The following is a 26,566-nucleotide window of genomic DNA, read 5'->3' on the forward strand; positions in this document are numbered from 1 at the left end:
CTTTCGTGAATCTCGAAATAAGGACTTACATAATGACGGCCTTGTTACGTCGGGCCTGCTTGAGATAAGCCACCAGCTCCCGTGCCCCAAGGGGTTTGCTGTACAGGTAGCCCTGGCCTTCATGGCAGCCCTCGGCGATCACATAGGCTTCCTGTTCGACCGTTTCGACACCTTCGGCGATGACCTGCATGCCAAGGCTTTTACCGAGCTGGATGATGGCGCGCACGATGGTGGCATCGTCACCGTCATCGATGAGGTCCTGCACAAAGCTTTTATCAATCTTGATTTTGTCCAGCGGCAGGCTTTTGAGGTAACTCAGGGATGAATAACCGGTACCGAAATCATCAATCGCAATCAATGCACCCGAGCGTCGCAGGCTCAGCAGGTGCTGGGCGGCGGTGCTGATGTCTTTCATCAGGCTGGTTTCAGTCACTTCCAGCTCAAGGCTGCGCGGGGCCAGGCGGTGGCGTTGCAGCAGGTTGTTGACCACCCGGGGCAGGTCTATGTGGTGCAACTGCACGGTGGACAGGTTGACGGCCATGCGCAATTCACTGAAACCCAGGTCGTGCCATTCGCGCAGCTGGCCGCAGGCCTGGTCCAGCGCCCATTCGCCAATGGCAATGATGCTGCCGTTTTTCTCGGCCAGCGGAATAAACAGGTCGGGCGGCACCATGCCGTGCTCCGGATGCTGCCAGCGCAGCAGGGCTTCTACGCCGACCACGCGGTGATCGCTGTAGCGGATCTGCGGTTGATAGACCAGGTAAAGCTGGTTGCACAGCAGGGCTTCGCGCAGGTCTTTTTCCAGTTCGCGCATGCGTCGCATCTCGCGGTCGACGCTGGCGATATAAAACTGATAACGGCTGCGCGAATAGCTTTTGGCCAGGGTCATGGTCTGTTCGGCTTTTTGCAGCAACTGCTCGGTGGTATCGCCGTCTTCAGGGAACAGGGTGATGCCGATGGTGGCGCGCAGGCGGATATTTTGCTGGTCAAGGCTGAACGGCGATTCGAGGTCGTCGAGAATGCTCTGGGCCAGTTCGGCAGCCTCATAGGGCTGTTCGATATGGGCCTGCACCAGGGCAAATTGATCGCCGCCCAGACGGCCAAGCGCACCGAGGCTGCCGCTGTGGGCGCGCAAACGGTCGGCCAGGGCCTGGAGCAACTGGTCGCCGGTTTGATAACCAAACTGTTCGTTGATGCCCTTGAAGTCGTCCAGGCCCACGCACAGCACGGCGACACGGCGTTGCAGGCGGCCGGCATCGGTGAGGATCTTGCCCAGTTGCCCCTGCAATTGCTGGCGGTTGGGCAGGCCGGTCAAAAAGTCGTACTGGGCCATGCGCAGCAACGAACTTTCGGCTTCGTGACGCAAACGGTTGTTGCGCTCGATCGAGGCCAGCAACTGGTTGGATGTATTGACCCACACCCCTAGCTCGTTGTGCTCGTGGCCCTTGAGCAGAGGGATCACATGTTCGCTGGGGCGATCGGGATTGATGCTGGTCAGGTGCCCGATGATTTTTGACAGCGGCTTGGTCAGCAGCCAGTGATAGACCAGATACAACACCAGCCCCATGAGCAGAGCGCGCAACAGGCCGGAAAACAGCATCACCGCCGAATCGGTCAACAGGCCCTGACCGTAAGTTGCGGTGTCGAGGGTGATGCTCAGGTCGCCGTAGTACTCGCTGTATGGGCCTTGGCCAACTAACGGAATGCGGAACCTGTGCTCCTGACCCAGTATCAGGTCGGTCACCCAGCGGCTCGATGAGCTTTGCAACTCGCGGTTTTTTTCGGCCAGCGGCGCTTCATTGGGATGGCCGATGGCAGCCTTGCGCACCGCCGGATCCTGGAACAGACCTTCGATAACCTGCATGGCCATATCGCGATCCAGGCTGTAAAGCGCCTGGGTTGAGGGGTCGCGAAACATGTCGAGGATTCGTTCGGCATCTGCCGTAACGGCTTGTCGGACTTTGTAGGCGTCGAACACGATCTGTGCGCAGCTCAGCACGCCTCCAACGACCACTGCTGAAAGCAGCACGATGCGGAGCAACTTGAGTGACAAGCTGTTTTTGAATTGCCGCTTCAAAGCGCTATTCCCTGTTCCTGCCATTAATGCCTGTGGCCTTGTATGTGAACGATTTTTTGCCAGAGTGCAAGTGACCAATGTGCAGCGCTTGTAACGGCTACTGTGTCGGTATCTTCACCTTGAACTTGAGGCGCAGCCTGAAAAATTCCCGCCGCTTTCATACTAGCTGGCCCGGATTGGATGGGCTTTTTAGCAAGCCAAAAAAAACCCGGCAATGCCGGGTTTTTTTATCTGGAGCGAGACTTAGGCAGTGAAGGGTTTGCCTTCGAACTGCTCAGCAACGAACTTCCAGTTAACGAGGTTCCAGAACGCTTCTACATACTTCGGACGCACGTTGCGGTAGTCGATGTAGTAGGCGTGTTCCCAAACGTCGCAGGTCAGCAGCGGGGTGTCGCCGCTGGTCAGCGGGTTGCCGGCGCCGATGGTGCTGGCCAGGGCCAGGGAACCGTCAGCTTTCTTCACCAGCCAGCCCCAGCCGGAGCCGAAGGTGCCGATGGAAGTCTTGCTGAATTCTTCTTTGAACTTGTCGAACGAACCGAAGGCAGCGTTGATGGCATCAGCCAGCGCGCCAGTCGGTTGGCCGCCGGCGTTTGGCGCCAGGCAGTTCCAGTAGAAGGTGTGGTTCCAGACCTGAGCGGCGTTGTTGAAGATACCGCCCGAAGAGGTTTTGACGATCTCTTCCAGGGTTTTGCCTTCGAACTCGGTGCCTGGCACCAGGTTGTTCAGGTTCACGACGTAGGTGTTGTGGTGCTTGTCGTGGTGAAACTCCAGGGTTTCTTTGGAGATGTGCGGCTGCAGGGCATCGTGTGCGTACGGCAGCGGCGGCAATTCGAAAGCCATGATGATTCTCCTAATCAGGTCAGTTGCGATGAGCGCAAGGCCGATCACGGGCGGCCAAACACGCGCCGATGAGTTTTTACTCTTTGCGGCGCAGGGTCAGGATCATAGCACCGGGGTGACGGCATAACCACGCGACAACTGTGTGGGATAGACGTTTCAGCACATGTGGGACTATTTTTTTTTGCCTGTGGGAACAGGGTTATGCTCAGCCCGAAACAATTAACTGCAGCGCCACTGCATACATCATCACCGCTACCAGCAAGTCCAGGATCCGCCAGGTGTTTGGCCGTGCCAGCCACGGTGCAAGCCAGGCCGCACCCAGCGCCAGGGTGAAAAACCACATCAGCGAAGCACTGGCCGCGCCCACCACATAAGCGCCGGGCACGCTTTGCTGGGCGCCAAGGGAACCGATCAGCAACACTGTATCAAGGTAAACGTGGGGGTTGAGCAGGGTGACGGCCAGTGCGCTGAGCATCACTGCCTTGAGCGAGCGGGCAGTCTGGCTGGCAGAATGCTCAAGGCTCGATGTGGAAAACGCCCGGCGCAGCGCCTGGGTGCCGTACCAGAGTAAGAATACCGCCCCGCCCCAGCGCGCAACACTGAGTAAAAGCGGGTTTTGCGCCAGAAGGGTCGCCAGGCCAAACACCCCGGCCGCCACCAGCAGGGCATCGCACACTACGCAAAATGCCGCCACGGGCAGGTGGTGTTCACGGCGCAGGCTTTGCGCCAGCACAAAGGCATTCTGGGTGCCGATGGCCATAATCAGGCCGAACGCGACCAACAGGCCATTAAGGTAGCTTTGCCACATAAGGATTACTCGTTGTACTGCAGGCGGGGTTGCTGCTGGCTATTCTCCTGCCCTTGGATGTATAAGAAAAACCAATATTGCTGATCGCTCATTAGGAAAACTGATGTTCGACTATAAGTTGCTCTCGGCCCTGGCCGCCGTTGTGGAACAGGCCGGTTTTGAACGGGCGGCGCAGGTGCTTGGGCTGTCCCAATCGGCCATCTCCCAGCGCATCAAATTGCTTGAAGCCCGTATCGGCCAGCCGGTGCTGGTACGCGCTACGCCGCCAAGCCCGACCGAAATCGGCCGGCGCCTGCTCAACCATGTACAGCAAGTGCGTTTGCTGGAGCGTGACTTGCAAAGTGCGGTGCCGGCGCTGGACGATGAAGGTTTGCCCGAGCGCCTGCGCATCGCCTTGAATGCCGACAGCCTGGCCACCTGGTGGGCGCCGGCCGTGGGGGATTTTTGCGCCGAGCAGCACCTGTTGCTGGACCTTGTGGTTGAGGATCAGACCGTTGGCCTCAAGCGCATGCGCGCCGGCGAAGTGGCTGCCTGCCTGTGTGCCAGTGAACGGCCGGTCGCCGGGGCCCGCAGTGTGCTGCTGGGCGCCATGCGTTACCGCGCGCTGGCCAGCCCAGGGTTTATTGCACGGCATTTTCCGGATGGCGTCAGCGCTGCGCAGTTGCCCAAGACCCCTGCGCTGGTGTTCGGCCCGGATGATTTTCTGCAACATCGCTACCTGGCTTCGCTGGGTGTGGATGGCGGTTTTGAGCACCATTTATGCCCATCTTCCGAAGGCTTTATCCGTTTGGCCGAGGCCGGCCTGGGGTGGGGGCTGGTGCCTGAGCTGCAAGTGCGCGAACAACTGGAAAATGGCCGCCTGGTGGAGCTTTTGCCAGATAAACCCATCGACGTGCCATTGTACTGGCATCATTGGCGCAATGGCGGACAACTGCTGGGGCAACTGACCGAACATTTATCTCGTTCGGCAGCCCGTTGGTTAGGGCCTGTTGACGCTTCATTGCGGCCGCGACGCTAGTCCACGTGGTGCAGGGCAAGGCGCGAGTAGCGTAGTTTGGTTGTTCCAAATAAGCTGCGAGCAACGCTGCCCTGCGCCACGTGGAGTAGCGTCCCTTCGGGTCGCGTGTCAAATTTTGCCAGGCTGCGTTGCAGGGCTTGAGAAGGGAACAACCATTCTCGGCGCCCTGCGCCTTGCCTGGCAAAATTTCACCCAGCGACGCGGTTCGCAATGAAGCGTCAACAGGCCCTATGCCTTTGGCCTGATAACCGGCGTTTAAAGAGCAAGCAGCACGAATTACAGCATTTGGAGTGATTGATGAAGATTCTGGTCACCGGCGCAAGCGGCTTCATTGGCGGACGCTTTGCGCGTTTTGCCCTGGAGCAGGGCTTTGACGTACGGGTCAGCGGGCGTCGGGCCGAAGGTGTCGAACACCTGGTACGACGCGGCGCTGAATTTATCCCGGGTGATTTGACCGATGGCCTGCTGGTGCGCGACTTGTGCGTGGATGTCGATGCGGTGGTGCATTGTGCGGGGCATGTGGGTGCCTGGGGGCGCTACCAGGACTTCCACCGCGACAACGTGCTGGTGACTGAAAACGTAGTTGAAGCCTGTCTGAAACAGCGGGTGCGGCGTCTGGTGCATTTGTCATCGGCAGCGTTGTACTTCGATGGTCGCAACCACACCGACCTGACCGAAGAACAGTTGCCCAAGCGCTTCAGGCACCCTTTTGCCGCCACTAAAAACCTGGCGGAGCAGAAGGTGTTCGGTGCCCAGGAGTTTGGCCTTGAAGTGATTGCCCTGCGCCCGCGTTTTGTGACGGGGGCAGGGGACATGAGCCTCTTCCCGCGATTGATCAAACAGCAGCGCAAAGGTCGTCTGGCCATTGTTGGCAACGGTTTGAACAAGGTCGATTTCACCAGTATGCAAAACCTCAACGAAGCGCTGATGAGCAGCCTGTTGAGCAGTGCAGCGGCGTTGGGCAGGGCCTACAACATCAGTAATGGCACGCCGATACCGTATTGGGATGTGGTCAATTATGTGATGCGCCAGATGAACGTGCCGCAAGTGACCCGTTATCGTGGTTACGCCACGGCCTACAGCCGTGGCGCGCTTAACGAAGCTGCCTGCAAGTTATGGCCGGGGCAGCCCGAACCGTCACTCTCGCGTTTGGGGGTGCAGATCATGGATAAAGACTTTACCCTCGACATCAGCCGCGCCCGGCACTACCTCGACTACGATCCCAAGGTGAGTCTGTGGTCCGCGCTTGATGAATTCTGTGGTTGGTGGAAAGCTCAGGAATCCCCTTACCGCTAACCACTTGCCGCCATTTTTAAAGGTTTACGATGCGTAACGATGCCCGCGACGACTTTGACAATGTGCCGACCCTTCGCGCCGATACCGATGACCATGACGAACCGGCGTCCAGCTTTGGTGCCCGTGAGCGCACTACGGTGTATTCGCGCAATACCCCGGTGATCAAGGTCAAGGGTCCGAGTACCGGGCCTTTGTGGGCCATGATCTGCGCCTTGCTGGTGGCCGTTGGCGGGCTGGGCTGGTGGAGCTTCCAGCAGATTTCGCTGATGGAGCAGCAGTTGGTGGCCACCCAGGAGAGCTTTGCCCGTATCAGCGAAGAGGCAGCCGGGCGCCTGCAGGCCATATCCGGCAAGGTGGTTGCCAGTGAATCGACAATCAACAATGGCAGCGAAGCCTTGAAGTTGCAGATCAAGCAGCTAGAAGAACAGCTGCTTGAGCAGAGCAAGCGTCAGCAAGGGCTGGTGGCGGGGCAGCAGGGGGATCTGGATCAGCGCTTTGAGCAAATCAATGCCGCGATGTTGATGCAAGTGACTGCCCAGAAAGAAAGCCAGGCCAGGCTCGAAGCCGATATCAAGAGTCTGGGTACTGAACTGGCCACGCTCAAGGCAGGTGTCGCCCAACAGGCCACGGATGTGGCGGCCTTGAAGAAACAGGGCAACCCGGGCGCGGCGGTGGAGCGCCTGGAGCAGGATATGATCGTGCTCAAAAGCGAACTTGAGAACCGCCCCGCACCAGCTCAAGGTGCCAATGCTGCCGAGTTCGATGTGTTCCGTGCCCAGATGACGCGCAACATCAACACCCTGCAAAGCCAGATGCAGAACCTGCAGAAGCAGATCAGCGCTCGACCTTGAGCCTGTGCTGAGGGTTTGCCCCTCACCCCGGCCCTCTCCCGCAGGGAGAGGGGGCTGATGTGTGGCGTCAGTCATACCTGCATGTGCCTGTCGGCGGATTTCCGCTTATTGCAACGCTGAAAATCAGCGGATTCCCGCCTACCCATCTCCCGCAAGCCATGTAAACCGTGGTCTCAAGCGTTGGCACAAGTTCTGCTATAGCCCAGCAAGCTCGCGTTTTGACGCGCTATAAAAAAACAATGAAAGAAGGATCCATTCAATGGATAACTCCAGCACCCTGCCTGCCGGGGCCGTGTCTGCGGCGCCTAAAGAAAAGACCACCTCCAGCCGTATCAAATCGATTTTCAGCGGTTCCGTCGGCAATATGGTCGAGTGGTACGACTGGTACGTTTACGCCGCGTTTTCGCTGTACTTCGCCAAGGCCTTCTTCCCCAAGGGCGACACCACCGCACAACTGCTCAACACCGCCGCGATCTTCGCCGTGGGCTTTTTGATGCGCCCGATCGGCGGCTGGCTAATGGGCCTGTACGCGGATCGCAAAGGCCGCAAGGCCGCGCTGATGGCTTCGGTCCTGTTGATGTGCTTCGGTTCGCTGGTAATTGCCCTGTCGCCGGGTTACGAAACCATCGGCGTGTGGGCGCCTGTCCTGCTGGTCTTCGCCCGCTTGCTGCAGGGCCTGTCGGTGGGTGGCGAATACGGCACCTCGGCCACTTACCTGAGTGAAATGGCGACCAAGGAACGTCGCGGTTTCTTCTCGAGCTTCCAGTATGTAACCCTGATCTCGGGGCAGCTTATCGCTTTGGGCGTGCTGATCGTGCTGCAACAGACCCTCACCGAAGAGCAACTGTACAGCTGGGGCTGGCGCGTACCGTTCGTGATCGGCGCCCTGTGTGCCGTGGTCGCGCTGTATCTGCGTCGAGGCATGGAAGAAACCGAGTCGTTCAAAAAAACCAGGGTCAAGCCTAAAGAAAGCGCCATGCGCACCCTGCTGCGCCACCCCAAAGAGCTGATGACCGTAGTTGGCCTGACCATGGGCGGCACGCTGGCGTTCTACACCTACACCACCTATATGCAGAAGTACCTGGTGAACACGGTGGGCATGAGCATCTCGGATTCCACCACCATCTCGGCCGCCACGCTGTTTCTGTTCATGTGCATTCAGCCGCTGGTGGGCGCGCTTTCCGACAAGATCGGCCGTCGTCCGATCCTGATCGCCTTCGGTGTACTGGGTACCCTGTTTACCGTACCGATCCTGACCACTCTGCACACCATTACCACCTGGTGGGGTGCGTTCTTCCTGATCATGGCCGCGCTGATTATTGTCAGTGGCTACACCTCGATCAACGCCGTGGTGAAAGCGGAACTGTTTCCCACGGAAATTCGCGCACTGGGTGTTGGTTTGCCTTACGCACTGACCGTGTCGATCTTCGGCGGTACAGCTGAATATATCGCTCTGTGGTTCAAGAGTGCAGGTATGGAAACCGGTTACTACTGGTACGTGACAGCTTGTATTGCCTGCTCGCTGGCGGTGTACGCCACCATGAAAGACACCCGCAAGCACTCGCGCATCGAGACTGACTGACAGCCCACCCGCTCCCACAGGGGTTAGCCGATACTGCTATTTGACAGGCTGGCCAATTGGCCGGCCTGTTTGCTTTTCAGATCCGCCTCCCGGCGATCATGGCCACCAATATCCCCGCCAGTACCCGCCAAGGGCCGATGGTGCCGAAATCCAGCTCCGAATCATCCGCCAGGTAGTCACCCAAGGCAGTTCCCAAGCCGTGGCGCAAACTTTTATCACCCAAAACGCCAAGGTGAACTGAGGAAGTTCGTTCATTCCAGGCTCCAGTTCTCGAGGGGTACAAAGCCGTTTGGGTACCGGCTTTTTTGCCGGCGAAGACGGGTGCTCGCGCAGCAAAAAATGGGTAATGGACTGATGAAAGCCTGTCTGTGAGTGCGATTTATTTGAATTAATAGTCAGTTAATTCTGTTAGCCCACTATCAATCTCAGCAACACCTCTATGGCCGGCAGAACATGTGTGCCGCCCCACCGGGAGCTGGACGTCGTCAAGAGCCTGGTTCGGTGCGGGCGTACATATCGAATTAATCGATTCTTTAGTGCTATTTTTTGCGCTTTTTAATCAAATTAATCGGCGTAGTCTTAAACCCATACCCACTGAACACCCCAAACACGAAACAAGGAGCTTTATCATGAAAACCAAACTTATCCTCGCTGCTGCTTTTTCTGCCCTGGCCTTCAACGCTTTTGCCGCCGATGGTTTCGATAAAACCCATTCGTCGAGCTTTGCTGAAGATGGCTACAGCCGTACAGGTTCTGCTGCAGTTGCTGCTGACGGTTATGACCGCACAGGTTCGGCTACGTTTGCAGAGGACGGCTACGACAAAACCGGCTCGGCCACCTTTGCAGAAGACGGTTTCAGCCGTACCAAATCGGACACCTTCGCTGCTGATGGCTACGATCGCACTCACGGCGCCCACTTCAGCTAACACCTGAATCAGGCACTCCAGCCCGGCCTTGGCCGGGCTTAGTCGTTTTTGGGGGTAAGACAGTGGAGATCCAATCCTTAGCAGCCTCGTTCCTACGGCAGTTGCTACAAAACCTCGCAAGCTTTTGTAATCCCGGCAAATGCCTTGCACTATAGGCCCTCTATCTCAGCCGTTTGCGGACACTTCCCATGCATGACGATATCCATTTCTATGAACCTTCCCAGGGCCACGGCCTGCCCCATGATCCGTTCAATGCCATAGTCGGCCCGCGACCTATCGGCTGGATTTCGTCACAGGATGCCCAGGGCCGTCTGAACCTTGCGCCTTACAGTTTTTTCAACGCGTTCAACTACATCCCGCCGATCATCGGGTTTTGCAGTGTGGGCCGCAAAGACAGTCTCAATAACATTGAACAAACCGGCGAGTTTGTCTGGAACCTCGCCACCCGGCCGCTGGCCGAAGCCATGAACCAGAGCTGTGCCATGGTTGGGCCCGAGGTCAATGAGTTCGAGCTGGCCGGGCTGAGCACCGTACCGTCACGGGTGATCAGCGTGCCACGGGTGGCCGAGACGCCGGTGTCGTTCGAATGCAAGGTCACCCAGATCATTCAGTTGCAACGGGCAGACAAGGAACTGGTGCCGAGCTGGCTGATTCTGGGGGAGGTGGTGGCGGTGCATATTGCCAGGCACCTGCTCAAGGACGGGATTTACGATACCGCGGCCGCCGAACCGATCCTGCGTGGTGGCGGCCCGGCGGACTACTTCCAGCTGGGCCCTGAAGCACTGTTCAAAATGCATCGCCCACGCTGATTACCAAACCAGTTCGGCGTCATCAGTGACGCCTTGCAGGGCTTCAAGTTGCTCGGCCGCGGCGGCATCGGCGGCGGTCGCAGTCTTGAAGGTGTGCTCGGTGAGAATTTTGTGAAAGCGCGGCGCTCCACCTTCGTACAAGGCTTTGACCGCAATCGCTGCGTGATAAACGCCGGGCTCAACCGGAACTACAGCTGATACCGCTTCAAACTGTGCAAATTCTTTACGCGCCATGCTTCAACTCCCGGCCTATGGAAAAACCGGCATTCTACCTGTTCAGCCCGCCCACATCGCTGAAGGTCTGAAAATCGAGACTGTCCACCACTTGCTGGTGCACCAGCGCGCCGTATATTTCCATAAGCGATGAATTGAAATACGCGAGCATCGAGGGTTCATCCTGCCAGTAGCCCGCCACCTGCCACAGCTGCGGGTCGTTATCACAATGCTGCAAGGCAAAGTGCAGGCAGCCGGGGGTCTGGAGCGTCGGTTCGATCAACTGGCTCAGGCAAGCCTCGACCCGGGCCGAACACCCTGCGCGGGCGCGAACCAGTGTCAAATGACTGACGGCATTAAGCTGGGGCATGCAGGCCTCCACAAAGCAAAGTGGTGTTGGGGGGAGGTTCAAAGCTTAGGGGCCGGCCCCTGTACGCCGTTAGTCGATTCCTGCCCCAGGCTTGCACTATTCTGCAAAAGCGCACCGAACCGCTGCCTCATGGCATCATCCGGCAAAGGGCCAGTTCATCAGGGTTTCGAGCAAGGTCAAGCGTCTGTAACGGCTTGGGCAGGCCTGTTCCTTCAGGCAATGACAGGATCAGGCAAGACAACGACAGAAATCAGCTACCCCTTGGCCTTGCACAAACTTAAGCTGTGCCTGCCCTGTTGCTTTGATGAGGATGCAACCCATGTCACTGCTGGAACCGCCGCGACCCGCGCTCGAGCCCGCGCTTGAAAAACAGCGCGTGGAACTGGCTGACCTGATTTTTCGCCATGCCCCGCAAGACGGTTCGTTCACCACCGGTGTCGACGCGCTGTTTGTGTCGCGCCACAGTCATCCCAGCGATTTCGCTCCCAGCCTGCCAAAACCCGCGCTGTGCATCATGGCCCAGGGGCGCAAGGAGGTGCGTCTGGCGGACGAGTACTTTGCCTACGACCCGCTCAATTATCTGGTGGTGTCCGTGTCGATGCCGATCAGTGGCCGGGTGCTGGAAATCTCCCCCGAACACCCGGTACTGGCCTTGCGTCTGGATATCGATCCGGTGGAAATCACCACGTTGATCAGCGATGCCGGCCCCCTGGGCGTGCCGTCGCGACCCACCGGGCGCGGGCTGTATGTTGAGCCTATAGACCAGCCAATGCTCGACGCAGTCTTGCGTCTGACACGTCTGCTCGACACACCCAAAGACATTGCCATGCTGGCGCCATTGATTCGCCGTGAGATTCTGTATCGGTTGTTGCGCAGCCCCCAGGGCTATCGCTTGTATGAAATCGCCAGCCAGAACAGCCAGAACCATCGCGTCAGCCGAGCTATTTCCTGGCTTAACGGCAACTTTGAGCAGCCGCTTCGTATCGACAGCCTGGCGCGCGAAGCCAATCTCAGCGTGTCGACCTTGCACCACAGGTTCAAGGCCATGACCGCCATGAGTCCGTTGCAGTACCAAAAGCAGTTGCGTCTCAACGAAGCCCGGCGACTGATGCTCAGCGAGGGGCTCGATGCCTCGGCGGCGGGTTACCGTGTGGGTTACGAAAGCCCGTCGCAGTTCAGCCGCGAGTACAGCCGCCAGTTTGGCGCGCCCCCGGTTCGAGACCTGGCGCGCCTGCGCATGAGCCTATAGCGTCAGCAATTCTTGCCAGCGCGCCTCGTCGATTTCAATCACGCTTGGCCCCTGGCGGTCGGCGGCACTGGCCAGGGCGGCGCGCAATTGCGCCTCGCCCTCGACCACCTGCGCGGCGCAGCCCAGCGCCTTGGCCACAGCGATAAAGTCCGGGGTGTAGATATCGACCCCCACGGGTTCGATGGCGCGATTGAGCATGTATTTTTTGATCTCACCATAGCCCTGGTTATTCCACAGCAGCACGATGATCGGGGTTTGCGCTTCCACTGCGCTGGCCAGTTCGGCGAGGGTAAATTGCAGTCCGCCATCACCTATAAGGCACAGCACCGGGCCACCCGTTTTGCCATTGGCCCGCCGCCCCAGCCAGGCCCCCACTGCCGCGGGCAGGGCGTAGCCGAGGGTGCCGTAGCCGGTCGAGGAGTTAAACCAGCGCCGTGGCTGCTCGGGGTTAAACGTCAGGTTGCCGGTGTACACCGGCTGAGTCGAATCGCCGACGCACACGGCATCCGGTAGAACATCGAAAACCGCCTGCAAAAAACGCGTCTGGGCGCGGGTCGGGGCATCCCATTCGGTGGCCAACTGCGTCTGCAGACGGCTGACCCGCACAGCGCCCCACTGCGGATCCCGTGCTGGCAACTGCGCCAGACTTGCCACTAATGCCTCGCTCGCCAGGTTGGCATCGGCCACCAGCGCCAGGGTCGGCGGGTAATTGCGTACGGTCTGGTCCGGGTCGATATCAATACGCAGCAACGGGCCCGGGATCTCGAAGCCGCCAGCAAAAGTCACATCGTAATCGGTCTCGGCCAACTCGGTGCCGATAGCCAGCACCACATCCGCTTCGGCCACCAGCGCGCGGGTGGCGACCAGGGTTTGGGTCGAGCCGATCAACAGCGGGTGAGAGGAGGGCAGCATGCCCTTGGCGTTGATGGTCAGGGCCACCGGCGCGCCCAGTCGCTCGGCCAGTTGCAACAGGGCTGGCGCTGCATCGATGGCGCCGCCACCCGCCAGAATTAGCGGGTGTTTGGCCTGGGCCAGAAGCTGGCCCATCTGTTCAATGGCAGCAGGCGCGGCGCCGGGGCGGGCAATGCTCACCGGTTGGCTGGCGAGCAGGGCGTCGGCATTCTCCACCAGCACGTCCAGAGGTATTTCAATATGCACCGGCCGCGGTCGGCCGGCCTGAAACAGGGCAAAGGCCCGGGCCAGTACGCCTGGTAGTTCCGTCGCCGACATCAGCGTATGGGAAAACGCCGCCACCCCGGCCACCAGCGCGCTCTGGTTCGGTAGCTCGTGCAGCTTGCCGCGCCCGCCGCCCAGTTGGCTGCGCGACTGCACACTGGAAATCACCAGCATCGGGATCGAGTCGCCATAGGCCTGGCCCATTGCGGTGGTGATATTGGTCATTCCCGGCCCGGTGATGATAAAACACACCCCCGGTTTGCCGCTGGTGCGGGCATAGCCGTCGGCCATAAAGCCAGCACCCTGCTCATGACGCGGGGTGATGTGGTTGATCGTCGAACCGGCCAGCCCTCGATACAGCTCAACGGTATGCACTCCCGGAATGCCGAACACCTGTTCGACCCCGTACGCCTCCAGCAACTTGACCAATACTTCGCCGCACGTCGCCATGTGTCCTGTTCCTTTTTTGTTCTGGAAAAGACCATTGAAACGGCCGGCTGTGGTACGCACAACGCAAACGTGCTCATACTAGCCATGTCCTGGACTCATGGCTGACCATTGATGAAACGCCTTCCACCACTTCCTGCGCTGCATACGTTTTTGATCACGGCCCAGTGCTGCAACTTCACCCGTGCCGGCGAACAGTTGCATATCACCCAAGGGGCGGTGAGCCGACAAATTGCCGGGCTGGAAGAGCATCTGGGTTACCCGCTGTTCCACCGCCAGGCCCGTGGCCTGAGCCTGACCGAGCAGGGCCAGGCGCTGTACCCGCGTATCGAACAGGTATTCGACCTGATTGGCGAGGCCGTGGAATACGCCAGCATTCGCCGTACCCCGCTGCAGATCAAGGCACCCACCTGCATGCTGCGCTGGCTGCTACCCAAATTGCTGCATTGGCAAACATTGCGCCCGGATGTGCCGGTGGAACTGACCAGTAGTGTGCAGCACGGTGTGGATTTTCGCCGTGAGGCGTTTGATGCGGCAGTGGTGTACAGCCCGCAGCCAGGGCCCAAGCGACAGGGCAGGCACCTGTTTGACGAACAACTGACTCCGGTGTGTGCCCCGCAGCTGCTGGAGGGTCGCGATGCCATCAACCAGCTGGGCGATCTGACGCAGCACACCCTGCTACATCCCAGCCGAGACCAGCAGGACTGGACCCAGTGGCTGAATGCGGCGGGGGGCGATGTGTCGGCGATCCGCAAGAGCCAGTACTTCGACACCCTGGACCTGGCCATGACCGTTGCCGCCCAGGGCAACGGTGTTGCGATAGGCGACTGGTCATTGATTGGCGACGACCTCAAGGCAGGCCGACTGGCCATGCCTTTCGATTTCAAAGTGCATACCGGCGCCGCCTACCTGCTGGTGTGCTCACCACGCCACGAGGCGTCGGCGCCGTTGCGCGAGTTGCTGGACTGGCTGGTGGAGCAGACGCGCTGCACGGATTAACCCTGTATCGATACAGCCCATTCTCCTGGTGCGGAAAAAATCGCTGTAACAGTTTAAAGGGGGTATTTCTTGAGTAAATGGGGTAAAAACAGTCAATAAAGCCCCATTTAATCCTTTGGATTACCCTATTTAAGGACGTTTATGCACTCGCTCACCGTCGAACATCTGACCCAACTTCGCTTTGACGGCCTGCAGCTTTCAACCCTGAGGGCGCTGGGCGAGTACAGGGGCAAGCAAAAGCTGTTTGTCGCCCAATCGGCAGAAGCGCTCGCAGATCTCAAGCAGCAGGCAGTAATTGAGTCCGCAGAATCATCCAGCCGTCTGGAGGGCGTAATCGTTTCGCCCAGCCGCCTGAAATCCTTGATGATCAAAAATGCCCAGCCTAAAAGTCGCTCCGAGCAGGAAGTTGCCGGCTATCGGGATGCGCTGTCGCTGATACACGAAGCCTGCGATGCCATGCCTTTCTCGGAAGGCACGGTACGCCAGTTACATACGATTCTTTATCGATACTTGCCACAAGAGGGAGGCAGCTGGAAATCAACCAACAACGACATCATCGAGCGTCATCCTGATGGCAGTCTCAGGGTGAGATTCACACCCACTCCCGCTCATCTGACGCCGATGGCCATGAGTGATCTGCTAAGCCGCTATTACAGCGCAAATCAGCAAAAACTTGCCGATCCACTGGTTTTGGTTCCGTTGTGTGTTTTGGACTTTTTGTGTATCCACCCCTTTGCAGACGGCAACGGTCGCGTTGCACGCCTGCTGACTCTCTTGCTGCTCTATCAGTTTGATTACGTCGTAGGCCGTTTCATCAGCCTTGAGCGGATTTTTGAAGACAGCAAGGAGAGCTATTACGAAACCCTGGAGGCCAGCTCTGTTAATTGGCATTCAGGCACTCACGATGCAGGGCCTTGGCTCAATTACTTTTGGGGCGCGCTGATCAAAGCCTATAAAGAGTTTGAAGCGCGGGTTGGAACCATCGAGAAAAAGTACGGTAACAAGAGCAGCCGCGTTCGCATAGCCGTACTGAACCGTTCACTGCCCTTTTCAATCAGCGAGATTGAGCAGGCATGCCCCGGTACGAGCCGAGACACGGTGCGCCTGGTGTTACGCGCTTTGAAATCCGAAGGTTTGATTGAGTCCACCGGCAAGGGGCGAAGCGCGAAATGGCGCAATCGCCCCGTACCCTGAAACTTAATACCCCACCGTAAAGCGCTGGCGGGAATGCTTGGGCTGTTCGACCTCATCGAGCATGGCGATGGCAAAGTCGGCGAAGCTGATCCAGCTTTTGCCTTCGCTGTTGATCAGCAGGCGGTCGCTGCCCAGACGGAACTTGCCCGTGCGTTCGCCTTCGACAAATTCGGCCGAGGGTGACAGGAAGCTCCAGTCCAGGTCTTTTTCGCCGCGCAAGGTGTCGAGGTAGACGCCGCCCGCCGTGGCTTCAGGCCGGTATTCGTCGGGGAAGCCCGGGCTGTCGATGACTTTGGTGTCACCCGGCAGCATCAGTGAGCCTGCACCGCCCACAAACAGCAGGCGTTTGACCCCGGCTTTTTTTACCGGCTCGATAATGGCCGAGGCCGGCAGGGTCGAGAAATGCGCGGCGCTGAGCACCACATCATGGCCAGCAACGGCGTCCTGCAAGGCCTGGGCGTTGTTGACATCGACATCCTTGACCACCACCCCCGCACGCTCACCCAGTTTTTTCGAGGCATTGCGGGCAATGGCCGTGACGCTGTGACCACGACGCAGGGCTTCTTCCAGCAGTTGGCTGCCGGCACGACCGGTAGCCCCGATGATTGCGATTTTGCTCATGATATTCTCCAGTGAGTAGGTAGTAGCGTTCACCACTGCATTTCGCCTTTGGCCACCTTGGCACTCAGTTCCAGCGAAGATTCTTCGCCCAGGTCCGGGTAGCGTTTTTTCATGGCCGCTATCAATTCGCCCGAGTTGCGGGCCTTGAGCGCCTCTTCGTCAAACGCCTTGATGTAGTCGCGGGTGAAGTACACCGCTTTCAACGAGCGGTCGCTGTCACCCAGGTAATGGCCCGGTACCACGATTTTCGGTTGCAGGCTGTCGATACGTTTAAGGGTGGCCAGCCATTGCTTGTGCGATTGCGGTGTCTGGGTGTCGGCCATCCATACGTGCAGGTTGTCGGCCACTACCACTCCGCCCACCACCGCCTTGATGGAAGGGATCCATACAAAGGTGCGGTCCGGTTGACGTCCGCTCAGGCCGACGATATCCAGTTCACGCCCTTCAAGGTCCAGGGTGTTGCCCTTGAGCACCTGCGGCACGATCAACTGTTGCGGCATATCGGCCCCCATCTGCGGGCCCCAGAACGCCAGCTTGGCGTCTTTGGTCTGGTTGATATGCTCAACCACCGGCCCCGGGGCCACCACCTTGGCGTCCGGGAACGCCTGGGTCAGGGTCTCCAGGCCGAAGTAGTAGTCCGGGTCGCCGTGGCTGATATAGATGGTGGTCAGGTGTTTGCCGCTGGCGCGAATCTTGTCGACTACCTGGAGGGCCTGGGCCTTGCCAAATTGGGCATCGACCAGGATGGCGTCCTTGTCACCACTGATCAGCACCGAAGAAACCGGGAAAATCGCCGCTGCACCGGGGTTGTACACGTCAAGGGTCAAAGGCGCCGGGGCCGCCGCCGCATGGGCTGCAAAACCCAGCATTGCAGCGCTGAGGGCAAAACGGCGAAGGGTGGAAAATCCGCTCATGGGTGATTCCTGAATCAGTGGCCAGGGTTGGCGATGGACAGAGCTTAGTTGCCCGATCGCGAACTAAAAATGCGATGCTTGAACATAGTTTGTTTCAGATATCGGGCAGATCATGGATCGTCTTATTGCAATGCGGGTGTTTGTCACCGTCGTCGACCTCGGTAGCCAGTCTGCGGCAGCCGACCACCTGGATCTGTCGCGCCCCGTGGTGTCGCGTTACCTGGCCGAACTTGAAGAGTGGGTGGGCGCACGCCTGATGCACCGCACCACGCGCAAGCTGAGTCTGACGGCAGCGGGCAATGAAACCCTGCCGCGCTGCCGGCAGTTGCTGGAACTGGCCGACGACATGCAGGCCGCGGTGGAGGTGCCCAGTGATGCGCCGCGGGGGCTGTTGCGGATCAGCGTCAGCACCTCGTTCGGCCAGGCGCAATTGGCGGCGGCAGTCACCGACTACGTACGGCTTTACCCCCAGGTCAGCATCGACCTGCAGATGCTCGATCGTACCGTGAACCTGGTGGATGAACGCATCGACCTGGCAATTCGTACCAGCAATGACCTGGATCCGAGCCTGATTGCCCGCAAGCTGACCGTTTGTCGCTCGGTGCTGTGCGCATCCCCGGCCTATTTACGCCAACACTCGGCGCCGCAGCAGGTCGATGACCTTAGTGGGCACAACTGCCTGACCCATTCCTACTACGGCAAGAGCATGTGGCATTTCACCTGCGAGGGTGAGGAGGTGTCGGTACCGGTGCAGGGCAATATCAGCGCCAATGAAGCCAGCACCCTGTTGAGTGCCACACTGGCTGGCGCGGGAATTTCGCTGCTGCCCAGCTATCAGGCCGGGGTGTTTGTACAGCGCGGTGAGCTGGTGCGCCTGTTGCCCGAAGCAGAACCGCGCCTGATGAACATCTACGCGGTGTACGCCTCACGTAAACATATGCCGGCCACGCTGCGCAGCATGCTCGACTTCCTCGCCGAGCGCTTTACCGACGAACCGGTGTGGGATAAATATCTATAGATACGCTGTTGCAGATCAAGCCCTATTGTGGGAACGAGCCTGCTCGCTCCCACAAGTGCAGTTTTCCCTCGCTGCAGCGGCTACAGGAATTACATGTCTAGTCCATTTGAAGGATGAAATCGGGCACGACCACTCGTACAACTGGCATGGCAAGAACCTGTGTCTGAACTAGCCTCAAAGCTGTGACGTCAAGGGAGCCAATGCCATGACTACCAAAACAAAAACAACATGTATGACTGTTTTTATCGTTTTCGCTGCCGCTGTCCTGTTTGCAAGCGCTTGCTACCGCGCCGAGCAAACCCGCCAGGCAGCCGGATTGATCGCCAGTTGCAATGGCGCGCACTGCAATGCCATGTTCAGCGCTCTGAGGTAGGATGCCCCGGAGTGTCAGGGCGGGCTGATTATGTCAGTCCGCCCGGTTCGAAAAGTACTGGGTGATGTCCCACTCAGGCGTCGGAAAAACCGCGCAAAGTACGCCGGATCTGCAAAACCCAGGCTATCAGCCACTTCGCTGATGGTCATCGGTGTATAAATCAAATGACGCTTGGCCTCCAATAACAACCGCTGGTGAATGATCTGCAACGCCGACTGCCCCGCCAGCTCGCGGCAGATGCTGTTCAAGTGCGCCACTGAAATCCCCACCTGATGTGCCAACTGCTCAACACTGGGCTGCTGGCGAAACTGCGCCTCGACCCGTTGATTGAACAGGCCCAGATACTCGTGCCCCCGTGGTAGCAACTGTCGCGCCTCACGCCGCTGGAGCACCTGGCGTGCCACCCACACCAACAGCACGCTGACCAGCGACTGCAGCAGCATTTCGCGGGCAGGGCGTACGCTGTCGTATTCGCTTTGCAGCTCACTGAACAGGTTGTTGAGGTAATCACTGTCCTTGCCTGCAGGGTAACTGGCGACCCGCTGCAACAGACTGATGTTGTCGCCCAGCTGGGCTTGCAACTGCGCCACCAATGGCGCGGCCAGGGTCAGGACAAAGCCTTCTACGTTGGGCGAAAACTCAAACCCGTGCACGCACAAAGGCGGGATAACCTGAACCGCCGATTGCTCCAGGACATGGCGCTGCCCCTCGACCTCAACCTGCGCCCGACCCTGGTGGACATAGAGCAACTGGCACAGGTCGGCGTGCCTGTGCGGGCGGATCTCCCAATCGTGGACGCGGCTGCGCAGCGATATGGTTTCGCAGTGCAGCAGATCGGGGCCAAGCCGGTCTTGCTGCTCGCCATAAAGCTTGAACACCGGGACTGAAGGAATCATTGGCGTCGTACCTGTTGTCGTAACGTCGGCCGATAATCGCACTGATTGGCGAAAAGTACCGGTAATCCCAGGGTTATCACCTTCAATTGCTGCTCTCGCAAGCGAAAAATACAGGCACTAACCTATAAGAATCTACTCACCCCTTGGGGTCGAGTCTGCGAGAGACAACAATAATGAGAACTCAAGTCGCTATTATCGGTGCCGGTCCTTCAGGGCTGCTGCTTGGCCAACTGCTGCACAACGCCGGGATTGATAACGTCATCATCGAGCGCCAGACCGGCGAATATGTCCTCGGGCGGATTCGCGCCGGGGTGCTGGAGCAGGGCATGGTCGACCTGTTGCGCCAGGCCGGTGTCAGCCAGCGCATGGACGCCGAAGGGTTGGTGCATGCGGGCTTTGAGCTGGCGCTGGATGATCGCCAGGTGCATATCGACCTCAAGGGCCTGACCGGCGGCAAGACCGTGATGGTCTATGGCCAGACCGAAGTCACCCGCGACCTGATGGACGCTCGCGAGGCCGTCGGCGCACAAACCCTTTACAGCGCCAGCAACGTCCAGCCCCACGATATGAAAACCGATACGCCTTATGTCACCTTCGATAAAGAGGGCGAAAGCTGGCGCCTGGACTGCGATTACATTGCGGGCTGCGATGGTTTTCACGGGGTGGCGCGCCAGTCGATTCCGAGTGATGTACTGAAAATTTTCGAACGGGTGTATCCCTTCGGCTGGCTCGGTGTATTGGCCGAGACTCCACCGGTCAATGACGAACTGGTGTATGCCCGCCACGAGCGCGGTTTTGCCCTGTGCAGTCAGCGCTCGGCCAGCCGTAGCCGTTATTATCTGCAGGTTCCTGCTGGGGAGAAGGTCGAGGACTGGTCCGACCAGCGCTTCTGGGACGAGCTGAAAACCCGCCTGCCCACGGCCCTGGCCGAACGCCTGGTGACCGGGCCTTCCCTCGAGAAAAGTATCGCGCCGCTACGCAGTTTTGTCGTTGAGCCGATGCAGTACGGGCGCCTGTTTCTGCTGGGGGATGCCGCTCATATCGTGCCGCCGACCGGGGCCAAGGGTTTGAACCTGGCGGCCAGCGATGTCAGCACCCTGTTCACTATGTTGTGCAAGGTCTACACCGAGGGCCGCACCGACTTGCTGGAGCGCTATTCCGAGGTGTGCCTGCGGCGTATCTGGAAGGCCGAGCGCTTCTCGTGGTGGATGACCTCGATGTTGCACCGTTTTCCGGACAGCGACGGCTTCAGCCAGCGCATTACCGACAGCGAGCTGGCGTATTTCGTCGACTCCGAGGCAGGCCGCACCACCATTGCAGAAAATTACGTCGGGCTCCCTTACGAAGCTATCGAATAGGATCCTATCGAGTACACTGAGGGCCATCCGATACAAGCTTCGCCTACAGGTGTTCACGTGACCAGTCTGAACCAGCCTCCCCAGGCCAAACCGGCCATTCGCAGCATTTTGATTGCCCTGATGCTGGCGATTTTTCTGGGGGCGCTGGATCAGACCATCGTCGCCGTCTCCATGCCCGCCATTTCCGCCCAGTTCAAGGATGTCAGCCAGCTGGCGTGGGTGATTTCCGGCTATATGGTGGCCATGACCGTGGCGGTGCCGATCTACGGCAAGCTCGGTGACCTGTACGGGCGCCGCCGCCTGATGCTGTTCGGGATGGGCCTGTTTACCCTGGCTTCGCTGTTTTGCGGGCTGGCACAGAACATGGAGCAGTTGGTGCTGGCGCGGATCATTCAGGGCATTGGCGCCGGCGGGATGATTTCGGTCAGCCAGGCGATCATCGGCGATATCGTCCCGCCCCGTGAACGCGGCCGCTACCAGGGGTACTTCAGCAGCATGTATGCCCTGGCCAGCGTTGCCGGGCCGGTGCTGGGCGGTTATATGACCGAGTACCTGTCATGGCGCTGGGTATTCCTGATCAACCTGCCGCTGGGGCTGGCGGCCTGGTGGATCTCCCACCGTACCCTGGTCGGCCTGCCGGTGCCGCAGCGCAAACCCGTGATTGACTACCTGGGCACTATGTTGATGATCCTGGGCCTGACTTCACTGCTGCTGAGCATCACCTTTATCGGTCAGGGCCAAAGCTGGCATGACCAACAGGTCGCAGGCTTTCTGGTGGTGGCGCTGATCGCCCTGGCGCTGTTTGTCTGGCATGAACGGCGCACGCCAGAGCCGTTGCTGCCCATGCACCTGTTTGCCAACCGCCATGCGGTGCTGTGCTGGTGCACGGTATTTTTCACCAGTTTTCAGGCTATTTCGCTGATTGTGTTGATGCCGCTGCGCTATCAGAGCATCACTGGCGCCGGTGCCGACAGCGCGGCCCTGCACCTGTTGCCGCTGGCCATCGGGTTGCCGATGGGGGCTTATTTTGCCGGTCGCATGACTTCGGTAACCGGGCGCTACAAACCGATGATCTTGAGCGGGGCGGCGCTGATGCCCCTGTCCATTTTGGGCATGGCATTCAGCCCGCCCGGCGCCGAGTTGTTGAGCGGGGTGTTTATGCTGTTCAGCGGGATAGCTTCCGGCATGCAGTTCCCGACGTCGCTGGTGGGCGCGCAGAACTCGGTGCAACAGCATGATATTGGCGTGGCGACCAGCACCACCAACCTGTTTCGTGCCCTGGGCGGGGCGATGGGGGTGGCCTTGATGTCGGCCCTGCTGCTGGCATTGCTGCATGACTCGTTACCGGTACCGGTCATGGGCCAGCCGCTGATTGGCGAAGGCAGCTCGGGCAATGTACTGCTCGACAGTCTGAGCGCGGTTCAGGGGCCGGCGCTGCAAAGCCTGAGAGCAGAACTGCTGCTGACCTTCCGTCATCTGTTGAGCATCAGTGCGGCAGTGTCATTGCTGGGGCTGGCGGCGGCGCTGGCGATGCCCGACCAGGTACTGCGCGGGCGTGAGGACAAGGCGCGCTAGGGCTGAACAAAAGCCCCTCGGCCCTCTCCCGAAAGGCCAGGGGGGTGGTTTATTCGGCACTTAAAAATGCTTCACGCGCCAACCCGTGGCGTTGCATTTTCTCATTCAGGGTACGTCGCGGCAGCTGCAGCTCATTGAGCACTGCCTTGATATCACCTTTATGCCGGGTCAGCGCCGCGCGCAGGCACTGCGCCTCGAAGGCTTCCTGTTGCGCCACCAGTGATTGCCCCGCGTCGGTGTCGGGCAATTGCGGCTCGCCCAAACCCAGCACATCCCGCTCGGCTACGTTGGCCAGCTCGCGCACATTGCCTGGCCAGGCATGGCTGAGCAGACGCGACAGCTGCGGGCCGCTCAGCACTTGTGCACTGCGCCCCAGGCGTTCAGCGGCATTGCGTGAAAAGGCGTCGTACAACAAGGGAATATCCTCGCGCCGCTCACGCAGCGGCGCCAAGCGTAATTCGGCCACGGTCAGGCGATAGGCCAGGTCTTCACGAAAGCGTCCGGCGCGGGCTTCGTCGAGCAGGTCGGGTTTGGTGGCGGCAACCACCCGCAAGTTCACGTTGATGCTCTGGTTGGAGCCCAGACGCTCGAGTTTTTGCTCCTGCAGCACTCGCAGCAGTTTGGCTTGCTGGGCCAGTGGCATGCTTTCGATTTCATCCAGAAACAAGGTGCCACCATCGGCGTACTCCAGCTTGCCGATGCGCTTGCCCTGGGCGCCGGTAAAGGCGCCGCTTTCATGGCCGAACAATTCGGCTTCAAACAGTTGCTCGGGGATTGCCGAGCAGTTGAGGGCCACAAAGGGCTTGTCGGCACGTGGGCCAAAATCATGCAGGCAGCGGGCGACCAGCTCCTTGCCGCTGCCGGTCTCGCCGCGAATCAACACATTGACGGGCAGAGGCGCCAGTTCCAGGACCTGACGGCGCAAGGTCTGCAAGCTGCGCGATACCCCAAGCAGGCGCCCGTCGATCTGCTCACGCAGGCCCGCCTGCTCATGCAAGCGGCGGTTTTCCAGTACCAGTTGGCGCTTTTCCAGCGCGCGGCGCAGGCTGCTGAGCAGGGCTTCGGGGCTGAAGGGCTTTTCCAGAAAGTCGTAGGCACCATCACGCATGGCTTCTACTGCCATGGGTACATCGCCATGGCCGGTCAGCAAGATCACCGGCAAATCCGCGTCCAGTTGCTGCAACCGGGTCAGCAGGGCCAGGCCGCCCATGCCCGGCATGCGCACATCGCTGACAATCACTCCGGCAAAATGCGCAGGCAACCGGTGCAGACAGTCTTCGGCGTTGTTGAAAAGCTGCACGTCAAAGCCGCTCAAGCTCAGCCACTGTTCGACGGCATTGCGAATACTGGCCTCATCATCGACCACGATCACCGAGTTGAGCATGTCTCAAGATTCCTGTGCGATGGGCAGTGTCAGCGTGAATTGCGCGCCATCAACGTGATTGCAAGCAGTCAGGCGACCACCGATTTCATGAACAATGGCGTATGACACCGCCAGGCCCAAGCCTAATCCATCGCCCACGGGTTTGGTGGTGAAGAACGGGTCGAAAATTTTACCCAAATATTCATCGGCAATTCCGCCGCCGCTGTCAGTGACGGTCAGGCGCCACAGTTGCTGGTCGGCTTCGATACGGATCTCAAGGTGTTTACGCGGTTTGTCGCCCATGGCGTCCAGGGCATTGCGCAGCAGGTTGATCAGTACCTGCTCCAGGCGAATTGCGTCGCCACGCACCCAGGCCGGACGCTGCAGATTGACGCGCAAGTCGATCTGTTCGTCCTTCAGGCGCGGCTCCAGCAGCTGCAGGGACTGATCCACCACATTAGCCAGATCCAGTTTTTCACGCAGGCCGCTGGGGCTTTGCCTGGCGTAGGTTTTCAGGTGGCCGGTGAGGGCGGCCATACGTGTGAGCATCTGCTCCAGGGGTTCCAGGGCTTTGTAGGCGTCATCGATACGACCGTGATCGAGCAACAGGCGCAAGGTCGCCAGCTGCATGCGCTGGGCGGTGAGGGGCTGGTTGATTTCATGGGCCAGCGCCGCTGACATTTGCCCCAGCGCCGCCAGTTTGGCGGATTGCACCAGGCCATCCTGGGCGGTGCGCAGATCCCGGGTACGGGCCTCGACCAGTTGTTCAAGTTCTGCCCGATTGCGCTGGCGCAAACGGGCGAGCCGCCAGCGCTGGAGTAAAAACAGCCCCAGAAATACCAGCGTCAGCCACAGGCCGATTGCCGCCAGGGCGGCATTGCGGCTGTCTTCGGCCGGTATTGCCGGGCGACGCAGCAAGTGCAGCGTCCAGCCCTCGATGTTCAGGGGTTGCGAGCCCCACAGGTAGTCAGCCTGGCCCTGCGGGCCATTGACGCGGCTCAGGTAGCTGTTGTCACCAAAACTGTGCAAGGTCTGCGAGGTCATCAGCGTTAGCGGTTGCTTGTCGTATTGTCGCGTCACGCTGATGGCGCTGCGGTCGCGGTCGTTCAGCTCGCGCAGGTGGCGATAGCGCCAGCCGGGCTGATTGGCAATAAATACAATGCCCCGGTTGTCACTGACCAGCAGCGTGTCGCTGCCGTGGCTCCACTCGCGCTCCAGTTCCGGAAACTCCAGTTTGACCACCATGGCGCCCAGAAACCGGCCGTCAGCACCCTGTACCGCGCTGGACATAAAGTAACCCGGTATGCCGCTGGTTACGCCCACGGCATAAAAGCTGCCGGTACCCTGGCTGCGTGTCTGGCTGAAATACGGGCGGAACGCGTAGTTGTGACCGACGTAACTATTGGACGTGTTCCAGTTGCTGGCGGCTACTGCCAGGCCGGTGCTGTCGAGCAACTCCAGTGTCGAAGATTGTGCTGCACCGTTGATACGTTCCAGCTTGCGGTTGAGCAGCGCCTGCACCTGCGGCGTCATGGGGTGCGCCAGTGCGTCCGACAACTCCGGGTCCAGTGCCAGTACGGCTGGCAGGGCGCGATAGCGTTCGATCACCGTGTACAGCGAATTGGCATACAGGCTCAATTGTTCAGGCCCGCGCCTGGCGCTCTCTTCCAGTGCGTGCTGTTTGGCCTGACGCATCGCCCAGCCGCCAGCCAGAATGGCTCCGGCCAGGATCAACAGGCAATACAGCGCCAGACGCAGGGCGCGAGACGTCACAGGCATGGTGGCAAACCGTTCGAACAGGGGCGCGCACGATAGCATGGCGGGCGTATCCCGCGGCCACAGGGCAACGGGGTCAGGCTTTTATCGCCACCACGCTGAGCAGTTGCCCGTCCAGCAGGCAAAACTGCGCATCCAGCTCACTGCCATGTTGCCACTCAGGTGACAAGTCGGTGAGCAGACGCAGGCGTACATGCCCTTGGGGGGTCCAGTTCAACACTTCGGCGTGTTCAAAGTAGAAGCGTTTTTGCACCAGCGGGTATAGCGCCTTGAACAGGCTTTCCTTGACCGAAAACGTCAAGGTGACCAGCAGCGCAATCTGATCTGCAGGCCCGGCGGCCATACGCACAAGCTCATCGGGGGTAAGGATTTCCTTGGCCAGGCGCCTGGCGCGTTCGAGACTGAGCAGGGTTTCCAGGTCGATACCCAGGGCCTGCCAGTCACGTTTAAAGGCTACCAGTGCCCCGGCGCGGCCGTTGCTGTGGGTGATGGCGCCGCTGATATGGTCTGGCCACACGGGCGCGCGGTCTTCACCCAGGCCGGGAGCCACGCAAGTGCCATCCAGTTGCCGCAGCGCTGCGCGGGCGCACAGGCGCCCGGCCAGAAATTCGGCTTGGCGTTTGGCCACTGAGCGTTGAATACTCGCAGGCATATCGATTGCACTGCGGGCAAAGTCGTCGTCTTCAAGCTGTGCCGGGATAAAGTCTGTGCTCAGCCACACACTGGCGGGCAGGACCTCTGGCAAGGGCCAGTCGTCACGCAATGGCGTGCAGCAGGCAGGCAGGGCGGGGAGTCGGTTCATGCCGGGCATTGTGCC

The 26,566-nt window shown here is 59.5% G+C and carries 24 protein-coding genes; 12 read left to right on the top strand and 12 right to left on the bottom strand.

Translation table 11 applies throughout. From position 1 onward, the window contains the following. Positions 1 to 25: 25 nt before the first annotated feature. The 3 genes from FHL07_RS05120 to FHL07_RS05130 form a co-directional block, all read right to left on the bottom strand. Positions 26 to 2,101, bottom strand: coding sequence for a putative bifunctional diguanylate cyclase/phosphodiesterase (locus FHL07_RS05120; protein ID WP_370688618.1), 2,076 nt, complete (start codon positions 2,099 to 2,101; stop codon positions 26 to 28). Between the two features lie 219 nt (positions 2,102 to 2,320). Beyond that, positions 2,321 to 2,917, bottom strand: a complete 597-nt coding sequence (locus FHL07_RS05125; protein WP_095003034.1) for a superoxide dismutase — start codon at positions 2,915 to 2,917, stop codon at positions 2,321 to 2,323. Between the two features lie 205 nt (positions 2,918 to 3,122). Beyond that, positions 3,123 to 3,725, bottom strand: coding sequence for a LysE/ArgO family amino acid transporter (locus tag FHL07_RS05130; protein WP_095003035.1), 603 nt, complete (start codon positions 3,723 to 3,725; stop codon positions 3,123 to 3,125). A 103-nt stretch (positions 3,726 to 3,828) separates the two neighbouring features. Here FHL07_RS05130 and FHL07_RS05135 point away from each other — a divergent pair, with 103 nt between their 5' ends. The 6 genes from FHL07_RS05135 to FHL07_RS05160 all read left to right on the top strand — a co-directional run bounded on the left by FHL07_RS05135 (position 3,829) and on the right by FHL07_RS05160 (position 10,207). Continuing rightward, positions 3,829 to 4,743, top strand: coding sequence for a LysR family transcriptional regulator ArgP (locus FHL07_RS05135; RefSeq protein ID WP_095025566.1), 915 nt, complete (start codon positions 3,829 to 3,831; stop codon positions 4,741 to 4,743). Positions 4,744 to 5,040: 297 nt separating this feature from the next. After that, positions 5,041 to 6,039 (top strand): NAD-dependent epimerase/dehydratase family protein, encoded by a 999-nt coding sequence (locus tag FHL07_RS05140; protein ID WP_095003037.1) that lies wholly within the window; start codon positions 5,041 to 5,043, stop codon positions 6,037 to 6,039. Positions 6,040 to 6,068: 29 nt separating this feature from the next. Next, positions 6,069 to 6,890 carry an ATPase gene (locus FHL07_RS05145; protein ID WP_095019405.1) on the top strand — a complete coding sequence of 274 codons (822 nt, stop codon included), beginning with the start codon at positions 6,069 to 6,071 and terminating at the stop codon, positions 6,888 to 6,890. A gap of 259 nt (positions 6,891 to 7,149) precedes the next feature. Beyond that, positions 7,150 to 8,472 carry an MFS transporter gene (locus FHL07_RS05150; RefSeq protein WP_095003039.1) on the top strand — a complete coding sequence of 441 codons (1,323 nt, stop codon included), beginning with the start codon at positions 7,150 to 7,152 and terminating at the stop codon, positions 8,470 to 8,472. 629 nt (positions 8,473 to 9,101) lie between these two features. Beyond that, positions 9,102 to 9,398, top strand: coding sequence for a hypothetical protein (locus FHL07_RS05155; protein ID WP_095003040.1), 297 nt, complete (start codon positions 9,102 to 9,104; stop codon positions 9,396 to 9,398). A 188-nt stretch (positions 9,399 to 9,586) separates the two neighbouring features. Next, positions 9,587 to 10,207: a flavin reductase family protein gene (locus FHL07_RS05160; protein WP_095003041.1), complete on the top strand. Its 621-nt coding sequence runs from the start codon at positions 9,587 to 9,589 to the stop codon at positions 10,205 to 10,207. Here FHL07_RS05160 and FHL07_RS05165 read toward each other — a convergent pair whose 3' ends face one another. Beyond that, positions 10,208 to 10,441: a hypothetical protein gene (locus FHL07_RS05165; protein ID WP_095003042.1), complete on the bottom strand. Its 234-nt coding sequence runs from the start codon at positions 10,439 to 10,441 to the stop codon at positions 10,208 to 10,210. A 34-nt stretch (positions 10,442 to 10,475) separates the two neighbouring features. Continuing rightward, a complete protein-coding gene (locus FHL07_RS05170) occupies positions 10,476 to 10,790 on the bottom strand; it encodes a putative quinol monooxygenase (protein ID WP_095003043.1) in 315 nt (104 codons plus the stop codon). A gap of 319 nt (positions 10,791 to 11,109) precedes the next feature. On the opposite strand from FHL07_RS05170, the gene FHL07_RS05175 reads away from it, so the two are divergent. Next, the gene (locus FHL07_RS05175; protein ID WP_095003044.1) at positions 11,110 to 12,039 is read left to right on the top strand and encodes an AraC family transcriptional regulator; all 930 of its coding nucleotides are present in this window, start codon (positions 11,110 to 11,112) and stop codon (positions 12,037 to 12,039) included. Here FHL07_RS05175 and FHL07_RS05180 read toward each other — a convergent pair. After that, positions 12,034 to 13,665 (bottom strand): 5-guanidino-2-oxopentanoate decarboxylase, encoded by a 1,632-nt coding sequence (locus FHL07_RS05180; RefSeq protein WP_138738171.1) that lies wholly within the window; start codon positions 13,663 to 13,665, stop codon positions 12,034 to 12,036. The two genes, FHL07_RS05175 and FHL07_RS05180, sit on opposite strands and share 6 nt — an antisense overlap. A gap of 111 nt (positions 13,666 to 13,776) precedes the next feature. On the opposite strand from FHL07_RS05180, the gene FHL07_RS05185 reads away from it, so the two are divergent. Both FHL07_RS05185 and FHL07_RS05190 read left to right on the top strand, forming a co-directional pair. Then, positions 13,777 to 14,661: a LysR substrate-binding domain-containing protein gene (locus FHL07_RS05185; protein ID WP_095032147.1), complete on the top strand. Its 885-nt coding sequence runs from the start codon at positions 13,777 to 13,779 to the stop codon at positions 14,659 to 14,661. Positions 14,662 to 14,802: 141 nt separating this feature from the next. Then, complete coding sequence (locus FHL07_RS05190; RefSeq protein WP_095003047.1) at positions 14,803 to 15,855, top strand: Fic family protein; 1,053 nt, start codon at positions 14,803 to 14,805, stop codon at positions 15,853 to 15,855. 3 nt (positions 15,856 to 15,858) lie between these two features. Here FHL07_RS05190 and FHL07_RS05195 read toward each other — a convergent pair whose 3' ends face one another. Then, entirely contained in the window at positions 15,859 to 16,476 is a 618-nt protein-coding gene (locus tag FHL07_RS05195) for an NAD(P)-dependent oxidoreductase (protein ID WP_138738172.1), read from the bottom strand. A 29-nt stretch (positions 16,477 to 16,505) separates the two neighbouring features. Beyond that, positions 16,506 to 17,390, bottom strand: coding sequence for an MBL fold metallo-hydrolase (locus FHL07_RS05200; protein ID WP_138738173.1), 885 nt, complete (start codon positions 17,388 to 17,390; stop codon positions 16,506 to 16,508). A gap of 112 nt (positions 17,391 to 17,502) precedes the next feature. Here FHL07_RS05200 and FHL07_RS05205 point away from each other — a divergent pair, with 112 nt between their 5' ends. Further along, positions 17,503 to 18,408 (top strand): LysR family transcriptional regulator, encoded by a 906-nt coding sequence (locus FHL07_RS05205; RefSeq protein ID WP_095024300.1) that lies wholly within the window; start codon positions 17,503 to 17,505, stop codon positions 18,406 to 18,408. Between the two features lie 387 nt (positions 18,409 to 18,795). Here the strand turns inward: FHL07_RS05205 and FHL07_RS05210 are convergent, their stop codons facing one another. Then, the gene (locus FHL07_RS05210; RefSeq protein WP_138738174.1) at positions 18,796 to 19,677 is read right to left on the bottom strand and encodes a helix-turn-helix domain-containing protein; all 882 of its coding nucleotides are present in this window, start codon (positions 19,675 to 19,677) and stop codon (positions 18,796 to 18,798) included. Between the two features lie 173 nt (positions 19,678 to 19,850). Between FHL07_RS05210 and pobA the strand changes: the two genes are divergently transcribed. Beyond that, positions 19,851 to 21,035, top strand: coding sequence for a 4-hydroxybenzoate 3-monooxygenase (pobA, locus tag FHL07_RS05215; RefSeq protein WP_095019412.1), 1,185 nt, complete (start codon positions 19,851 to 19,853; stop codon positions 21,033 to 21,035). A gap of 57 nt (positions 21,036 to 21,092) precedes the next feature. Then, positions 21,093 to 22,610: an MDR family MFS transporter gene (locus FHL07_RS05220; RefSeq protein WP_095019413.1), complete on the top strand. Its 1,518-nt coding sequence runs from the start codon at positions 21,093 to 21,095 to the stop codon at positions 22,608 to 22,610. Positions 22,611 to 22,659: 49 nt separating this feature from the next. Here the strand turns inward: FHL07_RS05220 and FHL07_RS05225 are convergent, their stop codons facing one another. From FHL07_RS05225 to FHL07_RS05235, 3 genes are all read right to left on the bottom strand, one after another. Continuing rightward, positions 22,660 to 23,994, bottom strand: a complete 1,335-nt coding sequence (locus FHL07_RS05225) for a sigma-54-dependent transcriptional regulator (protein WP_095024302.1) — start codon at positions 23,992 to 23,994, stop codon at positions 22,660 to 22,662. Positions 23,995 to 23,997: 3 nt separating this feature from the next. Beyond that, a complete protein-coding gene (locus FHL07_RS05230) occupies positions 23,998 to 25,752 on the bottom strand; it encodes an ATP-binding protein (RefSeq protein ID WP_095025580.1) in 1,755 nt (584 codons plus the stop codon). A 73-nt stretch (positions 25,753 to 25,825) separates the two neighbouring features. Then, complete coding sequence (locus FHL07_RS05235) at positions 25,826 to 26,551, bottom strand: 4'-phosphopantetheinyl transferase family protein (RefSeq protein ID WP_095003055.1); 726 nt, start codon at positions 26,549 to 26,551, stop codon at positions 25,826 to 25,828. Between the last annotated feature and the right edge of the window lie 15 nt (positions 26,552 to 26,566).

The organism is Pseudomonas sp. FSL W7-0098 (assembly GCF_005930585.1).
Taxonomy (GTDB): Bacteria; Pseudomonadota; Gammaproteobacteria; order Pseudomonadales; family Pseudomonadaceae; genus Aquipseudomonas; species Aquipseudomonas bubulae.

Excerpts from the sequence above, each read along its gene's own strand:
- FHL07_RS05120 (WP_370688618.1), bottom strand. The coding sequence starts at position 2,101 with ATGGCAGGAACAGGGAATAGCGCTTTGAAGCGGCAATTCAAAAACAGC.
- FHL07_RS05125 (WP_095003034.1), bottom strand. The coding sequence starts at position 2,917 with ATGGCTTTCGAATTGCCGCCGCTGCCGTACGCACACGATGCCCTGCAG.
- FHL07_RS05130 (WP_095003035.1), bottom strand. The coding sequence starts at position 3,725 with ATGTGGCAAAGCTACCTTAATGGCCTGTTGGTCGCGTTCGGCCTGATT.
- FHL07_RS05135 (WP_095025566.1), top strand. The coding sequence starts at position 3,829 with ATGTTCGACTATAAGTTGCTCTCGGCCCTGGCCGCCGTTGTGGAACAG.
- FHL07_RS05140 (WP_095003037.1), top strand. The coding sequence starts at position 5,041 with ATGAAGATTCTGGTCACCGGCGCAAGCGGCTTCATTGGCGGACGCTTT.
- FHL07_RS05145 (WP_095019405.1), top strand. The coding sequence starts at position 6,069 with ATGCGTAACGATGCCCGCGACGACTTTGACAATGTGCCGACCCTTCGC.
- FHL07_RS05150 (WP_095003039.1), top strand. The coding sequence starts at position 7,150 with ATGGATAACTCCAGCACCCTGCCTGCCGGGGCCGTGTCTGCGGCGCCT.
- FHL07_RS05155 (WP_095003040.1), top strand. The coding sequence starts at position 9,102 with ATGAAAACCAAACTTATCCTCGCTGCTGCTTTTTCTGCCCTGGCCTTC.
- FHL07_RS05160 (WP_095003041.1), top strand. The coding sequence starts at position 9,587 with ATGCATGACGATATCCATTTCTATGAACCTTCCCAGGGCCACGGCCTG.
- FHL07_RS05165 (WP_095003042.1), bottom strand. The coding sequence starts at position 10,441 with ATGGCGCGTAAAGAATTTGCACAGTTTGAAGCGGTATCAGCTGTAGTT.
- FHL07_RS05170 (WP_095003043.1), bottom strand. The coding sequence starts at position 10,790 with ATGCCCCAGCTTAATGCCGTCAGTCATTTGACACTGGTTCGCGCCCGC.
- FHL07_RS05175 (WP_095003044.1), top strand. The coding sequence starts at position 11,110 with ATGTCACTGCTGGAACCGCCGCGACCCGCGCTCGAGCCCGCGCTTGAA.
- FHL07_RS05180 (WP_138738171.1), bottom strand. The coding sequence starts at position 13,665 with ATGGCGACGTGCGGCGAAGTATTGGTCAAGTTGCTGGAGGCGTACGGG.
- FHL07_RS05185 (WP_095032147.1), top strand. The coding sequence starts at position 13,777 with ATGAAACGCCTTCCACCACTTCCTGCGCTGCATACGTTTTTGATCACG.
- FHL07_RS05190 (WP_095003047.1), top strand. The coding sequence starts at position 14,803 with ATGCACTCGCTCACCGTCGAACATCTGACCCAACTTCGCTTTGACGGC.
- FHL07_RS05195 (WP_138738172.1), bottom strand. The coding sequence starts at position 16,476 with ATGAGCAAAATCGCAATCATCGGGGCTACCGGTCGTGCCGGCAGCCAA.
- FHL07_RS05200 (WP_138738173.1), bottom strand. The coding sequence starts at position 17,390 with ATGAGCGGATTTTCCACCCTTCGCCGTTTTGCCCTCAGCGCTGCAATG.
- FHL07_RS05205 (WP_095024300.1), top strand. The coding sequence starts at position 17,503 with ATGGATCGTCTTATTGCAATGCGGGTGTTTGTCACCGTCGTCGACCTC.
- FHL07_RS05210 (WP_138738174.1), bottom strand. The coding sequence starts at position 19,677 with ATGATTCCTTCAGTCCCGGTGTTCAAGCTTTATGGCGAGCAGCAAGAC.
- pobA (WP_095019412.1), top strand. The coding sequence starts at position 19,851 with ATGAGAACTCAAGTCGCTATTATCGGTGCCGGTCCTTCAGGGCTGCTG.
- FHL07_RS05225 (WP_095024302.1), bottom strand. The coding sequence starts at position 23,994 with ATGCTCAACTCGGTGATCGTGGTCGATGATGAGGCCAGTATTCGCAAT.
- FHL07_RS05230 (WP_095025580.1), bottom strand. The coding sequence starts at position 25,752 with ATGCCTGTGACGTCTCGCGCCCTGCGTCTGGCGCTGTATTGCCTGTTG.
- FHL07_RS05235 (WP_095003055.1), bottom strand. The coding sequence starts at position 26,551 with ATGAACCGACTCCCCGCCCTGCCTGCCTGCTGCACGCCATTGCGTGAC.